At 41.5% G+C, this 15,367-nt stretch carries 16 protein-coding genes and 1 other RNA gene; 5 read left to right on the top strand and 12 right to left on the bottom strand.

The window, feature by feature from the left end; translation table 11 throughout:
- Nucleotides 1-12: 12 nt before the first annotated feature.
- The 6 genes from gcvH to M1F17_RS06805 all read right to left on the bottom strand — a co-directional run bounded on the left by gcvH (nucleotide 13) and on the right by M1F17_RS06805 (nucleotide 6,644).
- Entirely contained in the window at nucleotides 13-405 is a 393-nt protein-coding gene (gene gcvH / locus M1F17_RS06830) for a glycine cleavage system protein GcvH (protein ID WP_036958523.1), read from the bottom strand.
- Nucleotides 406-450: 45 nt separating this feature from the next.
- Complete coding sequence (gene gcvT, locus M1F17_RS06825) at nucleotides 451-1,545, bottom strand: glycine cleavage system aminomethyltransferase GcvT (RefSeq protein WP_094962996.1); 1,095 nt, start codon at nucleotides 1,543-1,545, stop codon at nucleotides 451-453.
- A gap of 523 nt (nucleotides 1,546-2,068) precedes the next feature.
- Nucleotides 2,069-3,298, bottom strand: coding sequence for an FAD-dependent 2-octaprenylphenol hydroxylase (gene ubiI, locus M1F17_RS06820; RefSeq protein WP_180312515.1), 1,230 nt, complete (start codon nucleotides 3,296-3,298; stop codon nucleotides 2,069-2,071).
- Nucleotides 3,299-3,324: 26 nt separating this feature from the next.
- Nucleotides 3,325-4,503: a 2-octaprenyl-6-methoxyphenyl hydroxylase gene (gene ubiH / locus M1F17_RS06815; RefSeq protein ID WP_096863174.1), complete on the bottom strand. Its 1,179-nt coding sequence runs from the start codon at nucleotides 4,501-4,503 to the stop codon at nucleotides 3,325-3,327.
- Nucleotides 4,504-4,537: 34 nt separating this feature from the next.
- Nucleotides 4,538-5,860, bottom strand: coding sequence for a Xaa-Pro aminopeptidase (pepP, locus tag M1F17_RS06810; RefSeq protein WP_004261898.1), 1,323 nt, complete (start codon nucleotides 5,858-5,860; stop codon nucleotides 4,538-4,540).
- A gap of 199 nt (nucleotides 5,861-6,059) precedes the next feature.
- The gene (locus M1F17_RS06805; protein WP_094962992.1) at nucleotides 6,060-6,644 is read right to left on the bottom strand and encodes a YecA family protein; all 585 of its coding nucleotides are present in this window, start codon (nucleotides 6,642-6,644) and stop codon (nucleotides 6,060-6,062) included.
- Nucleotides 6,645-6,783: 139 nt separating this feature from the next.
- On the opposite strand from M1F17_RS06805, the gene zapA reads away from it, so the two are divergent.
- From zapA to M1F17_RS06790, 3 genes are all read left to right on the top strand, one after another.
- A complete protein-coding gene (gene zapA, locus M1F17_RS06800; protein WP_004913067.1) occupies nucleotides 6,784-7,113 on the top strand; it encodes a cell division protein ZapA in 330 nt (109 codons plus the stop codon).
- Nucleotides 7,114-7,224: 111 nt separating this feature from the next.
- Nucleotides 7,225-7,406, top strand: a non-coding RNA gene (gene ssrS / locus M1F17_RS06795) — 6S RNA.
- Between the two features lie 120 nt (nucleotides 7,407-7,526).
- Complete coding sequence (locus M1F17_RS06790; RefSeq protein ID WP_136135325.1) at nucleotides 7,527-8,120, top strand: 5-formyltetrahydrofolate cyclo-ligase; 594 nt, start codon at nucleotides 7,527-7,529, stop codon at nucleotides 8,118-8,120.
- Nucleotides 8,121-8,158: 38 nt separating this feature from the next.
- Here the strand turns inward: M1F17_RS06790 and serA are convergent, their stop codons facing one another.
- The gene (serA, locus tag M1F17_RS06785; RefSeq protein ID WP_004261923.1) at nucleotides 8,159-9,409 is read right to left on the bottom strand and encodes a phosphoglycerate dehydrogenase; all 1,251 of its coding nucleotides are present in this window, start codon (nucleotides 9,407-9,409) and stop codon (nucleotides 8,159-8,161) included.
- Between the two features lie 444 nt (nucleotides 9,410-9,853).
- Entirely contained in the window at nucleotides 9,854-10,516 is a 663-nt protein-coding gene (gene rpiA / locus M1F17_RS06780) for a ribose-5-phosphate isomerase RpiA (protein ID WP_318837326.1), read from the bottom strand.
- 203 nt (nucleotides 10,517-10,719) lie between these two features.
- On the opposite strand from rpiA, the gene M1F17_RS06775 reads away from it, so the two are divergent.
- Entirely contained in the window at nucleotides 10,720-11,631 is a 912-nt protein-coding gene (locus tag M1F17_RS06775) for a LysR family transcriptional regulator ArgP (protein ID WP_004261934.1), read from the top strand.
- Here M1F17_RS06775 and M1F17_RS06770 read toward each other — a convergent pair.
- The 4 genes from M1F17_RS06770 to M1F17_RS06755 form a co-directional block, all read right to left on the bottom strand.
- On the bottom strand, nucleotides 11,628-12,362 hold the full coding sequence (locus M1F17_RS06770) for an oxidative stress defense protein (protein WP_144140997.1): 735 nt from the start codon (nucleotides 12,360-12,362) through the stop codon (nucleotides 11,628-11,630). The genes M1F17_RS06775 and M1F17_RS06770 overlap by 4 nt on opposite strands.
- A gap of 152 nt (nucleotides 12,363-12,514) precedes the next feature.
- Nucleotides 12,515-13,150 (bottom strand): arginine exporter ArgO, encoded by a 636-nt coding sequence (gene argO / locus M1F17_RS06765; protein WP_164455301.1) that lies wholly within the window; start codon nucleotides 13,148-13,150, stop codon nucleotides 12,515-12,517.
- A 210-nt stretch (nucleotides 13,151-13,360) separates the two neighbouring features.
- Nucleotides 13,361-14,233 (bottom strand): small-conductance mechanosensitive channel MscS, encoded by an 873-nt coding sequence (gene mscS / locus M1F17_RS06760; protein ID WP_094962989.1) that lies wholly within the window; start codon nucleotides 14,231-14,233, stop codon nucleotides 13,361-13,363.
- Nucleotides 14,234-14,375: 142 nt separating this feature from the next.
- Nucleotides 14,376-14,741, bottom strand: coding sequence for a YacL family protein (locus tag M1F17_RS06755; RefSeq protein WP_004261949.1), 366 nt, complete (start codon nucleotides 14,739-14,741; stop codon nucleotides 14,376-14,378).
- Nucleotides 14,742-14,931: 190 nt separating this feature from the next.
- Between M1F17_RS06755 and M1F17_RS06750 the strand changes: the two genes are divergently transcribed.
- Nucleotides 14,932-15,309: a VOC family protein gene (locus M1F17_RS06750; RefSeq protein WP_144141001.1), complete on the top strand. Its 378-nt coding sequence runs from the start codon at nucleotides 14,932-14,934 to the stop codon at nucleotides 15,307-15,309.
- Nucleotides 15,310-15,367 lie beyond the last annotated feature (58 nt).

The raw sequence follows: 15,367 nt of genomic DNA, 5'->3' as shown, positions 1-15,367 counted from the left end.
ATGACGAATAAACTATTCTTCGGCTTCAATCATAGAAGTATACCCCGCCGCATCAATCAAATCCGCCAGCTCTGCGGTATCGGATGCTTTAATGCGGAAAATCCAACCTTCTTGATACGGCTGTTCATTTACGAGTTCTGGCGCGTCATTCAACTCACTATTAACCGCCACAATTTCGCCACTCAGTGGTGCGTAAATATCAGATGCTGCTTTAACTGATTCGACGACTGCAACGTCATCACCTGCACTTACCGCCGTCCCCACTTCGGGTAAATCAACAAACACCATGTCACCCAACGTTTCTTGCGCATGTTCGGTGATACCAACTGTAAATTCACCATTACCTTCATCGCGCAGCCACTCATGTTCACGGGTGTACATTAATTCTTTAGGTGTATTGCTCATCATTAGCCTCTCAATTTTTAAATTTATTAATCAGATTCGCCCAAATTACACTAAGCAGTTACCTTCACGGACAAAGCCCGGTTTAACAACTTCAACTGGCATTTCTCTTTGTCTGATTTCAACAATTGCTTTGTCTTGAATTCCGTTCGGGACACGCGCTAACGCAATACTGAAGCCAAGGGTTGGCGAGAAAGAGCCACTGGTTATTACCCCTTCTTGTAGTTTCCCCAGTTCATCAGTAAAGCGGACAACTTGCCCTGCACGCAGTATACCTTTTTCACGCATCACAATACCGACAAGTTTTTCAGTACCTTGTTCACGTAATTTTTCCAATGCTTCACGGCCAATAAATTGGCGATCTTCTGGTTTCCAAGCGATCGTCCAGCCCATATTCGCGGCTAATGGTGAAATCGTTTCATCCATATCTTGCCCATATAGGTTCATACCGGCTTCAAGGCGCAAAGTATCCCGCGCCCCTAAGCCCGCTGGGTGTACCCCCGCCTTAAGCAGTTTATGCCAAAATTCAACGACCTGCTCTTTAGGCATAGCAATTTCATAACCTTTTTCGCCGGTATAGCCCGTGGTTGCGATGAACAAATCTCCAGTTTGAATACCATAAAATGGTTTCATTCCTTCAATGGCGCTATTTTGTTCCGAACTCAGTAATGAATGAACCTTTTCTGGTGCTTGCGGCCCTTGGACAGCTAATAACGCTAAGTCATCGCGAACACGAATTTCAACGGCATAACCTTTAGCATGTTGTTCAATCCAAGCGAGGTCTTTATCGCGTGTTGCTGAGTTGACGACGAGACGATAAAAGTCATCAGCGAGGTAATACACAATCAGGTCATCAATAACACCACCTGAAGCATTCAGCATGCATGTATATAAGGCTTTACCTTGCTCTGTAAGTTTATTGATATCGTTGGCGAGAAGATAACGGAGAAAATCGCGACAGCCTTCCCCGTGTAAATCGACAATAGTCATATGGGAAACATCAAACATCCCTGCTTCGGTTCTGACAAAATTATGTTCATTGATCTGCGAACCATAATGCAACGGCATCATCCAACCATGAAAATCGACCATTTTTGCACCGCAGGCTATATGTTCATCATATAGCGTTGTTTGCTTTACCATGAATACCCTCTTTACATTATTAATTAATATGACAGGGTGATTGCGTAGTGAAAATTACCCATCTGCAACAAAGTCGCGAGATAATTTTAACCCGACGCAAACGATAACTTTTAAAAAACCTACCACTGTTTGCAGTTCTATTCTATAAAAAAAAATAGGGCGACCATCCATCTGTATTACTGATTGCGCTCTGATTTTGCCAGTGCTTTTTGTTAAATAATTGAGAATGATCACTCAAAACCCTTACATTTAGCGTCTAGAAGCTCAAAATATCATCAATTAAAGAATTTAAATGATAGCTTCGCCAATAAAACTCATCACACCAATATAAATAAAACTAATGCGAAAAATGAATGTAATTAGTTTTTTTCAGTCATGATAAAAAGAGAAAAGTCTGCTATTCATACTAAAACAAGATCGGCAGGGTTATTTCGTATACAGAAACCAGTGATGACACTTTGTATATTGAAATTAAAAAAGAAAAAGACACAATTTATAAGATTGTGCCTTTGCAGAAAGGGATTTAGAGAGTGTCTTCGACTTGTAACTGTTCCAGCCACTTCGGCATATCAAACAGCCCCATCGCATGGTTCAATAATTGCGGTTTAACACCCGGTAAGCTGTCCGCTAAAACCAGCCCGATATCACGAAGTAATTTCTTCGCAGGGTTATTGCCATCAAACAATTCACGGAAACCTTGCATACCAGCTAGCATCAACGCTGCACTGTGCTTACGGCTGCGCTCGTAATCACGCAAGTATAAATATTGACCAAAGTCTTTACCTTCGCGGTGCAAACGCTTAATTTCACCAATCAACATAGCCACATCCATAAACCCAAGGTTAACCCCTTGGCCTGCTAATGGATGGATGGTATGTGCCGCATCCCCCAACAAAGCTAAGCGTTGAGCTGCAAATTGCCTTGCATAACGCCCTGTGAGAGGAATGGTTAATCGCTCACTTTCCACTTGGCAAAGACCCAGACGAACATCAAATGCAACCGCCAGTTCTTTATTAAAATCAGCAGGTTCTAAAGATTGACGCCTAACTGCTTCAGTGGCAGATTGAGACCACACAATTGAACAAAGATGTGGGTCACTTAATGGTAAAAACGCTAAAATACCTTCACCATCAAAAGCTTGTCGAGCAACGCCTTCGTGAGGTTTTTCGGTTCGGATCGTAGCAACTAACGCGGTATGTTCATAATCCCAAAAGGTTAATGGGATATCAGCATGGCTACGCAACCACGAGTTTGCCCCATCAGCCCCCACAATCAACCGTGCCGTTAACATGTTTTCATCATCTAACGTAATGAAAACATCATTTTCTCCCCACACCACTTTTTTAATTGTTGCGGGGGCTAATAATGTCACATCGCGAAGCTGAGACGCCTTTTGCCATAGTGCATCACGTACAACATTATTCTCAATAATATGCCCTAAATGCGTCAGGTTACGTTCTTGAGCGGTAAAAGAAATACGCCCAAAGCTATCGTTATCCCAAACTTCCATGCCATTATATGCAGAAGCTCGCATTCCTTTAATAGTTGACCATACACCTAAGTGGGTCAGTAACTTTTCACTTGCCGCATTAATAGCAGATACCCTTAATGCATGCGGCTCTGCTACACTAAATGGTACCTTGGGTGGATGAGTCTCAATTACCGCAACACGGAGCCCACTCCCTTCAAGCCCACAAGCGAGTGCCAACCCAACCATACCACCACCGGCGATAACCACATCAAATGATTGCATATTTTTTATTCCTCTTTATTTCGTGGTTATTGGTGTGCAACCCAACCCAATGTTTGGCGAGCCAAAACATCACGAGCTGGCGGTAACATTTCCATTGCCATTAAACCTAAGTTACGCCCGACAATAAGCGGTAAACAGCGATTCGCAAATAAACGAACCAAACCGTCGGTTATCGTAACCGTTTTGTCTCTATCTAACGCTCTGGCTTGCTGGTATTGACTGAGTAATGAATAACGGCCAATGTCTTGCCCTTTCGCGTTTGCATCTACCACAATGTGAGCCAGTTGCATCACATCACGGATACCTAAATTAAAGCCTTGCCCCGCAATAGGATGCAGGGTCTGAGCAGCGTTCCCCACTAACACGACTCGATGACTAACAGGGTTAAGCGCCTTACGTAATACCAATGGATAACAATGACGCTTACCGGCCATGACGATTTCGCCTAGCCGCCAGCCGAATGCTTGCTGTAATTTATCCTTGAATGTCTCATCATCCCAAGACCTGATTGTGTCAGCTTGTTCTTGCTGATGGCACCAAACCAATGAACTACGGCCTTGTGACATTGGCAACAAGGCTAATGGGCCAAATTCCGTAAAGCGTTCAAAGGCTTGGCCTTGTGGGTCTATGGCGGTTTTCACATTCGCGATAATAGCCACTTGCCCATAATCGTCCTGTTGCCATTGCATATGGCAGGCTTTACCAATCGCGGAATGGCTGCCATCCGCAGCAATCAGTAATTCCCCTGTCACCTTATCTCCATTATCCAAGGTGACCGTCACAATCTCTTGTTCACGATAAACATTTTCTACTTTTGCAGGGCAATAAAGGGTTACACCGGGGGCTTTACGTAACAATGAAAATAGGCGGGCACCAGCTTCGTGCAGTTCAATAACATTGCCTAGAGCATCGATATGATAATCATCGGCTGCGATATTCACAAAACCAGCATGGCCTCTATCAGACACATGAACATGATTAATGGGGGTCACACAATCCGCTAAAGCAGGCCAAATGCCTATTTTTGCTAACGACTGGCAAGTACCGTGGGCTAGCGCAATCGCACGTGCGTCGAATCCCGGATGTTTGCCATCAGGCAAAGCTGCCTCGATTAATGAAACCGATAATTTTCCTTGGCTAAGGGATGATATCGCCAGTGCTAATGTTGCACCCGCCATACCGCCCCCCACGATGATCACATTCATGCGTTGTTTATTACCTTTCTATGATGACTGACAGCTACCCTAAATTGTGCGTTGCTGCCGCCATTAGGGCTTCAATTTCATCAGGGTCTTTCACGACTAAATCTGTTAAGTTTTCATTTCCGTTTTCGGTGATAACAATATCATCTTCGATACGTACACCAATACCGCGATATTGTGGTGGCACATCGGCATCTGGAGCAATATATAAACCGGGCTCAACAGTTAATACCATCCCCACTTCAAGTGTACGGTCGCGGTCTGTGCCATAAAAACCTACATCATGTACATCTAACCCTAACCAATGACTTAAACCATGCATAAAGAATGGCTGATATGCTTTGTTTTCGATCAATTGATCCACATCGCCTTGTAAAATTCCAAGTGCGACGAGACCTTCTGTTTTGATACGAACAATTTCACGAGTCACCTCATGGATACTGGTTCCCGGGCGGTATAGCTCTAACGCGGTATTTAACGCTTTAAGGACGATATCGTAAATTTCACGTTGCGCTTGGCTAAATTTACCATTTACTGGGAAAGTACGCGTGATATCCCCTGCATAGCCTTCAAATTCTGCCCCCGCATCAATCAAGACTAATTCGCCATCCTTCATTAGGCTCTCATTTTCGGTGTAATGCAAAATACAGGCATTTTCACCACTACCCACAATGGAGTTGTACGAAGGGAAACGTGCACCATGGCGAGTAAATTCGTGTTCTAACTCACCACAAAGTTGGTATTCATACATATTAGGTCGGCAAGTTTCCATGGCTCTAACGTGTGCGAGAGCAGAAATTCGCCCAGCCATACGCAGAGTATTAATTTCTTCTTCTGACTTAAATAAGCGCATTTCATGGACAATCGGCCGCCAATCTACCAATGTTTGTGGCGCTCGTAAGTGACGGCGGCTGCCTTTACGTAAAATATCTAAGGCATCAAATACTAATTTATCGGCATAGGCAAACTCCCCCTGTGCATGATAAACCACATCGAGGCCGTTCAGTAATTGATAAAGTTGTTCTTCTATTTCATTGAAAGGTAACGCTTTGTCGATACCTAACTTTTCAGGTGCGGCGTCTTGGCCAAGGCGGCGACCAAACCAAATTTCAGCAGTTAAATCACGAACACGGTTAAAAAGAACAGAATGGCTATGTTTTTCATCGCTCTTAATCAACACTAATACGGCTTCAGGTTCGCTAAACCCCGTCAAATAAAGGAAATCACTGTGTTGACGGTACGGGTATTCGCAATCCGCATTACGCTGCGCAGGAGGCGCTGAGAAAATAATTGCTGCACTGCCTGGTTGCATTTGAGCCAATAATGCATTGCGACGAGAAATAAATTCCTGTTTATTCATACCGTTTTTGCCTTATTATCAGAATAATTAGATTGCTGAATATATTGCTTGTGTTTAACCAATCACATAACAACATACACTGGCGAAATGACTTAAAACTGGATACACCCCGTTTTCAAGCACTTAATTTTATCAATAATATAATATCGTCCGATAAAGTTAAGTGGCTTTGAAAACTCACGTTACACGTTAAAAGAAACTAATGAAGAACTGGCTTATCATTTTCTACTGCGGTTGGGCCTTGGCCTTTAGTTGGCTCAATCAATGCAATGTAACATAATTGCACCGCCACCCTGACATACTCCACCACTTCTTCTAACGCTTGCTCGAGTTCTTCTTGGTCTTCGTCTTCATCATAACCAAGCATACCAATATTGCGTAAATCTGTGATAACCTCGCTTATCTCTTTTTTATCAGCCAGTTTCGGTTGTGTAACACCAACACCTAATAAAAAGTGATTTACCCAGCCAGCTAGCGCATCAGCATGGTCAAAAACAGAAGCGTCTTCGTCAGGAAATAGCATAGTAAATGCAAACTCGCTATCATCAAGTGCTTCAAACGTGGTATCAAAAAGTTCTCGCAGTGGCTGTGAAACGGTTTGTGGAAAAGCTAAACCATCGTTAGCAAGGTCATGGACTAACGTTTGCCAGCTTTGGTCACGTCCCCCACCACAGATCAACCCAGTTATTAGACCATGGATCTCCGCGGCAGTAAGTGCGATTGAGTGCTGTTGCAGTAGTTTGTCCAGTGATTCATAGTTTGGTAAAGATTTTTGTATAGACATCTGAATTCGTCATGTTAGCTTATGATTCGTGATATGCTACCATCAAGGATAGCCGCTAGACCAGTATGCTTTTGTCTTATCTATTAATTGCGCCAAATATGATGTATTTATGGCGAGTATTATTCAGTATGGAGGTATCATGTCCGCACAACCTGTCGACATCCAGATTTTCGGGCGTTCAATGCGAGTTAACTGCCCATCAGAACAAAAAGAAGCCCTTCTTGAGTCGGCTAAAGAATTAGAACAACGCTTGCAAAATCTGAAAGATAGAAGCGGTGTGACCAATATGGAACAACTTATTTTTATCGTAGCATTGAACGTCTGTCACGAATTAGCACAAGAAAAGACAAAAACGCGTGATTATGCTTATAATATGGAAGAGAAAATAAAAATGTTGCAGCACACAATCGAACAAGCGTTGCACGATCAGGTGAAAATTACTGAGAGGCAGGTATTGCCCCTAGAGTAAATCTGCTTATTAATCAGACACTAGTAGAAAAAAATATACAAAATTAAGGTTGCATTTTAAATCTAGTTTCGTACAATGAAATCACTGAGTAACGATAAGTTCTCAAACCAAATTTCTCTGAGATGCGCGTGAGTGGGCGAGTCCCCTGAGCCGATATTTCAACTAAATAGAATGTGGTTATGGCGCTGGTGAGCATGCCTGATTCGCTCAGGAAGCCTAAAGGTTGCTAAACTGCGTTCACCTTGAACCAAGGGTTCAAGGGTTACAGCCTACAACGGCATCTTGGAGACCCTCAATTAAGTTCCTGTTTATTTTTCATTTGTTTTCTACATAACCTTTCATCTTGCGATATACTTTAAGTAATTTACTTTCTTGGTTAACTGTTTTTTATCGCATATATAACAGGTTATCACATGCAAGACTCCCTCTCGACCCAACGCCAGCAGGTACGTCAAACAATCCGCCAAGCACGTCGTCAATTAAGCGCTCAGCAGCAATATGACGCTGCGGAACAACTCATGCATAATGCATTAAACCACCCGAAAATAGCACAAGCCAACACGATTGCGTTGTTTCTTTCTTTTGATGGTGAAATTGATACTAAACCGCTTATTCAGGCGCTCTGGGCTGAAGGCAAACAAGTCTATCTCCCTGTTTTGCATCCTTTTAGTCGCCACCATTTATTGTTTCTTCACTATCGCCCCGATAGCCAACTCGTTAAAAACAGATTTAATATTGATGAACCACCGCTTGATGTTAGAGATGTGCTACCACTTGAGAAACTGGATATCATGCTTATCCCATTAGTGGCTTTTGATACTCAAGGGCAACGGTTAGGTATGGGAGGTGGGTTCTATGATAGGACTCTAGCAAATTGGCAAAAAACCGGTTTTTATCCGATAGGTCTTGCCCATAATTGCCAGCAAGTAGAAAAACTCCCCATCGCACACTGGGATATTCCTTTACCCGAAATTATTACGCCGCAAAAAATATGGCGCTGGTCATAAACACCCGCGCCATTATTTCACACAATTTTTAGCGTAACTTAGAACAGTAAACGCGCACGAATGGTTCCAGGCAAATCTTTTAATTTCTGGAGTGCTTCATCTGTTTGGTTTGGCGTTTGCATTAATACATCAATAACCACATAACCTACGTTGCCTGATGTACGTAAATACTGGCCAACAACGTTAATGTTATTTTCAGTAAATACTTGGTTGATGCTGTTCAAAATACCTGGACGGTTTTCATGAATATGCAAGAAACGGTTGGTATCTTCAGTATGGACAGGCAGGGAAACTTCGGGGAAGTTAACCGCAGATAGTGTTGAACCATTATCTGAGTATTTCGCCAACTTACTAGCCACTTCTAACCCAATATTTTCTTGAGCTTCTTCTGTAGAGCCCCCAATGTGCGGCGTTAAAATCACATTATCGAACTTAATTAATTCAGAGATAAATGGGTCATTAGGGTCATTATTTGCAGCTGGCTCACTTGGGAATACGTCCACCGCAGCACCTGATAAATGTTTGCTTTCCAACGCGGCTGCCAGTGAAGGAATATCCACAACTGTTCCACGTGATGCGTTAATGAAAATAGAACCAGGCTTCATACGGTCGAATTGTTCTTTAGCAAACATATTCTTCGTACTTGGGGTCTCAGGGACATGTAAGCTAACCACATCGCTCATATTCAAAAGTTCAGTTAAAGAACGAACTTGAGTTGCATTACCTAATGGTAGTTTGTTTTCAATATCATAGAAGAAAACATTCATACCGATACCCTCAGCTAAGATCCCTAACTGAGTACCAATGTGGCCATATCCAACAATACCAAGACGCTTACCGCGTGCTTCAAAACAGCCTTTCGCTTGTTTTTCCCAAATACCACGGTGGGCTTGCATATTAGCTTCAGGAATACGACGTAGTAAAAGTAATAATTGGCCTAATACCATTTCTGCAACGGAACGTGTATTCGAAAATGGTGCGTTAAATACAGGGATACCACGTTTTGCCGCAGCATCTAAATCAACTTGGTTGGTGCCGATACAAAAGCAACCCACTGCAACAAGTTTTTCTGCTGCTGCAAAAATTTCTTCAGTAAGATGAGTACGGGAACGGATACCTACAAAACGTGCATCTTTAATCGCTTCTTTTAATTCTTCGTCGGATAACGCACTTTTGTGATATTCAATATTGGTGTAGCCCGCAGCTTTTAAGTTATCAACCGCACTTTGGTGCACACCTTCTAGCAGTAAAAATTTAATTTTGTCTTTTTGCAAAGATACCTTAACCATTTCCCTACCCTATCGTGAACGTACTTAAGATTTATAACAGATGAACATATGTGTTTGCCTAACATAGCTCAAGAGAGATGACATCCATCTACCTTGAGCTATGAAGCGTATACCAACATAGCAAAAAATAGCGCAGTAGCAATACAACCGTTTGCTTAATGGATGCTAAAAAGCGCGAAGAAAAAGAAGTTAAATGGTAGAAAATCAGGGGTGATAACACAAAATAAGGATTTTTCCTGCACAATGCCTATTTGTGTGAGATATATCACCAAAATAGCTAGATATTAAAAAAAATAAAATAAATTTCAAATTGGTGATATTAATAAAACTGGTTAATTAATTTAGCTTCTATCAAATCATAAACTAATGACAAAATACCAGTAAGACAAAAAAACCAGTGGGTATAACTCCACTGGCTTATTAAAAAATTGAATACGATATAGATTATAACTTGATGGTTTTAACGCCTTCGTTTGCAGTTCCCATCAAGACGACGTCTGCACCACGATTCGCGAATAACCCAACGGTCACAACACCTGCAATCCCATTAATGGTATTTTCTAATACCACTGGGTCAATAATATTTAAATTATGGACATCTAAAATCACATTACCGTTATCTGTAATCACATTTTGACGGTACTCTGGCGTGCCACCCAGTTTAACCAATTCACGTGCCACATAGCTACGCGCCATTGGGATCACTTCAACAGGCAGAGGGAATTTACCTAACACATCAACTAACTTAGATTCGTCAACGATACAAACAAAGGTTTTTGCAATTGCAGAAACAATTTTTTCACGTGTTAATGCCGCACCACCGCCTTTGATCATATTCAGGTGATGGTCAACTTCATCAGCACCATCAACATAAACATCTAAGGAATCCACTTCATTGCAATCAAATACCGTAATACCCAATGATTTTAATTTTTGAGTTGATGCTTCTGAACTTGATACCGCACCTTCTATTTGACCTTTCATTGTTGCTAATGCATCAATGAAGTGTGAAGCTGTCGAGCCCGTTCCAACACCAACAATAGTGCCCGGTTTTACGTAATCAAGTGCTGCCCAACCTACCGCTTTTTTTAATTCGTCCTGAGTCATGCTCATGCCTTTTAAGATTTAATTGAGTCGTGATTAAGGTTATTAATAACTAGTATATACCGGACACCCAATAAGTTGCAGCTTTGTTCGCTGTATTTATGTCACGGTTCTTGGGATTTAGGCCACAACAATAATATTTTTAAGTGTTATTTGTAAAAATATGGCATAGTGCTTGGTAGAATAACAACAAGGAGATCTTTTTGATGAAGCGCCCTGACTATCGCGCATTACAAGCACTGGATGCCGTTATCCGTGAACGCGGCTTTGAGCGCGCAGCTCAAAAGCTCTGCATCACGCAATCTGCTGTGTCACAACGTATAAAGCAGTTAGAAAACCTATTTGGGCAGCCACTACTTGTGCGTACCGTTCCGCCACACCCAACTGAACAAGGGCAAAAACTGCTAGCATTGCTTCATCAAGTCGAATTGTTAGAAGAACAATGGTTAGGTGATGAAAATAGTGGCTCCACCCCTTTATTGCTCTCACTTGCCGTCAACGCCGACAGCTTGGCAACTTGGTTTCTTCCAGCCCTAAACCCTGTATTAGGCAACAGCCCTATTCGGCTAAATATTCAGGTAGAAGATGAAACTCGAACTCAAGAACGTTTAAGACGTGGTGAAGTGGTAGGCGCTATCAGTATTCAACCCCAAGCCTTACCGGGTTGCTTGGTCGATAAACTTGGCGCGCTGGACTATATTTTTGTCGCATCACCTGGCTTTGCAGCGAAATATTTCCCCGATGGGGTGACTCGCTCTTCGTTATTAAAAGCGCCTGCGGTTGCTTTCGACCATTTAGACGATATGCACCAAGCCTTTGTGCAACAAAACTTTGGGTTGTCGCCCGGCAGTGTTCCATGCCATATCGTGAACTCCTCAGAGGCCTTTGTACAGTTAGCGAAACAAGGTTCTACCTGCTGTATGATCCCACATTTGCAGATAGCAAGTGAATTAGCGAATGGTGAGTTGGTTGATTTAACGCCAGGGCTATGTCAGCGACGCATGCTTTATTGGCACCGCTTCGCACCTGAAAGCCGTACGATGAAAAAAGTGACTGACGCCCTATTAAAAACTGGGCGCCAGATGTTAAAACAAGAAGATGAACCCGCAAAAAACTAGCGTTTTAATTCAAATACCACATCAACTTGGTCATTAAAATCAATACTCTGTTGTTCATAAGTCTCATCAATCTTGAGGTCTTGAGCAACAGAGGCTTTCATCGCCCCACCATAATTTCTTGTTGCCATTGGATATGGCACCGCAGCTGGCGCATTATAGTTAATGCTATACACTGGGCCTAACTGAACATTAAAGCCTTTCGCTAAGAGATTAGCTTGTTCTGTCGCATTTTTAATCGCTTGAGACCGTGCTTCATCACGATACTGTTGCGGATTAGCCACACCAAACTGTACTGAGTTGATTTCATTGAGACCTGCGGCTAAAGCACCATCTAACAAGACATTAAGTTGGTCTAATTTCTTCACTTTCACTTCAACAGAACGTGTTGCCGTGTAGCCTTCGATGGTTGATTTTTGTTTCACACTACTGTAATCATATTTAGGCTGAGTTCGCACATTTGCTGCATTAATATCTTCTTTTTCAATACCGTTTTTCTTAAGAAACTCAAAATACTCCGCAACTCGCTTATCGACCCCAGCTTTCGCAGCCGCCGCATCTTTAGCAGTCACTTCCACCTGAATATTCAGCGTCGCCATATCGGGTGTCGCTTTCACTATTCCATTACCCGAAGTCGTAATGTGTGGACCATTAGGTAACGGGTCAGCCAATGACATGGTAGGAACCGCAGCACCTGCTACCATCGCAGCTAAAACTAAAGATTTTAATTTCACAGAACCTCCCAAGGCAATTATTTATCGCTAAAAAAGGGATAATTGGTAATAAACTATCCCTGAGCTCAATTTAACAGTAACACATGAAACAAAAAGTACAGTCAGAATAATGAGAAATTGAACTTTATTGCTTGTCTGTTGAAGATATATTGTTATTGAGAAATCAAACCGAGTCCCTTAAGCCCCTGTATTGCAAGTTGAAATGCAATAAACCACATCACACTCCCCACAAAAATGTTAATAATACGCTGTGAACGCGGTTTATTTAACACGGGTGAAAACCAAGCTGCAAGTATCGCTAACGCAAAAAACCACACAAAAGAAGCCGTTAATGCTCCAGCCGTAAACCAAGGTCTCAGCTGGCTTTCTAATTGGCCTCCCACACTACCCAATACAACGAAAGTGTCTAAATAAACATGAGGATTCAGCCAAGTGACGGCAAATAATGTGACAATCACTTTCCATCTTGTGATAGCACGGCTTTCTGTTTGAAGTATGACCTCATCAGGGCTGAGTGCTGTCCGAAACGCACCATAGCCATACCATAGAAGAAATGCTACGCCTGCCCATGTAATCAATTGCATTAATATTTCAGACTGGCTTAATAAAGCGCTCCCACCAAAAACACCTGCGATAATTAAAACGGTATCACTTAAAGCGCATAATAATGCACTCATTAAATGAAACTGCTTTCGGCTTCCTTGTTGTAAGACAAAAGCATTCTGCGGCCCTAAAGGTAATATCATTGCTGCACCCAACAGTGCACCCTGTAAATAGATCGAAAACATGCATTAATCCCAACTTTTTATTCAATTAATATGCATGGATATTAACGAGAAAAAATTATTAGTGGAAATGATTAAGTCTAATAGGTCATAAGTATGACTTATAACTAAAAACGGTTCGGTAAGAAAAATATAGGAGTGAGAAATGAATAAGAGCCCATCGAAGACAGGCTCTTATTTTCAGTGAAACTGCTGAATATGACTTTCTAAATATTACTCTGCAGCATCTTGCTTGATAGGCGCATTTTGTTTATGAACATGAACGTCCATTTGTGGGAATGGGATACCAATATTATGTTTATCCAATGCTCGCTTAAACTCTTCTAGCAAGTCCCAATACACAGGCCATGCATCACCATTGGTGGTCCAAAAACGCACTAAATAATTTAATGACGATGGTGCCATATCATGTAAACGGATAGTAACGCCTTTAGCATGCTGAATACGGCTATCTGCGGCGACGATATCACCTAATACTTTTTTCACCACATCAATATCAGAATCGTAAGCAACACCTACAATAATATCTTGACGACGGTTAGGCTCACGACTGGTATTAATAATGTTATCGGCAATGATCTTTCCATTAGGAATAACAATAATACGGTCATCTGCGGTTCTTAGCGTAGTTGAAAATATTTGTACATTTTGCACTGTACCTTCAACAGCACCGATTGAGACATACTCCCCCGCTTTTAGTGGCCTAAATACCACCAGCAACACACCTGCGGCAAAGTTACCCAGCGAGTTTTGTAATGCTAAGCCAACAGCTAAACCGGCCGCCCCCATTACCGCAATCACAGAGGCTGTTTGTACGCCAACTTTCCCTAATACAGCAATTAAGGTGAATGCAACAATGGTATAGCGCGCTATCGCTGATAAAAAGTCACTCACTGTTGAATCAATGCCTTTCATGGTCATCACGCGATGTAAACCACGCCCGACCCATTTTGCAATCATCATCCCGACAATCAAGATAACGATAGCAGACACGATATTCACAGCATACTGAACTAACAGATCTTGGTTCGCCACAAACCAATTCGTTGCATCATTCAACGCGCCTGTAACATCATCAGTATTCATATATATATGCCCTTTAGGATCCAATTATCAATATTAACCCCAACCAATAAATCTTTAACGAAACGTTTAATGGCTGGCCGTACATTGCAAATAATAGCGATGATTCATTAAAACACAAAACAAATCACTAAATAAAATTATTTTATCTATTTTCTATAACAAAAATTCGATAATCTTTTAGCATTAATAAGAAGTCATCAGTGCCGCAAAATGCAACACTTTCATTATCATAATAACTCATTCCTTCTTCCAACCCTTCAGTTTCAAATGATAATTGGTTGGCGCGGATCATCACTTCTTCATCATCAAGCAACAATGTATATTCGTGGCCAATAAGCTCCCATTGTTTTTCACTTCCTTTGATTTTTTCATAGTTTTCTTCAATAGCATCTAACAGACTAAGGTTATTTTTAACCTCTTCATTAAGCCAATATCCAATAGCCTCATGATCCATCGAGAATTTAGCGGAGATAGCTCCGGTGATATCTTGGAAAAATTGGTAGTCCATATGCAGTCCCTCTACTCTTGCGTTATTGAACCTAGTATAACGCGAGTCAAACCGCTTTGTTGAGAGGTATTACCAACAGAAAAAATAAAATTGAGTAAAGCACCGATTTCAACACATAAGCCACGTAATTCACTTAATATTAAATAAGAAAATAATTAAAATAGTCATAATTAAAACAATAGGAGCTCTAATGATCGATCGCTTAGACCATATAGTGCTAACCACAACTAACCTTGATGCCTGCATTGACTTTTACCAACGGGTGTTAAAAATGGAAGTTATTACCTTTGGTGAACAGCGTTATGCGTTATGTTTTGGGCAGCAAAAAATCAATATCCACCAATATGGAAAAGAATTTGAACCCAAAGCCCACTTGCCTGTACCAGATGCGCTCGATTTATGTTTTATTAGTGATATACCGCTGTGTGATGTGCAAAAGCATATTGAACAACAAGGTGTAAAAATTATCGAAGGGCCAGTTAATCGGACTGGTGCAACTGGAGCAATTAGATCTATTTACTTACGTGATGTCGATTTAAATTTAATCGAAATTTCTGAATATATTTAGCGAACACACCCAATTAAAAAAGGCCCCTAACATTAGGAGCCTCCGTTATTAATATTAC

Origin of the sequence: Providencia sp. PROV073 (assembly GCF_033688125.1) — a bacterium.
GTDB classification, from domain to species: Bacteria; Pseudomonadota; Gammaproteobacteria; order Enterobacterales; family Enterobacteriaceae; genus Providencia; species Providencia hangzhouensis.
This window is presented reverse-complemented; position numbering and strand designations above follow the sequence as displayed.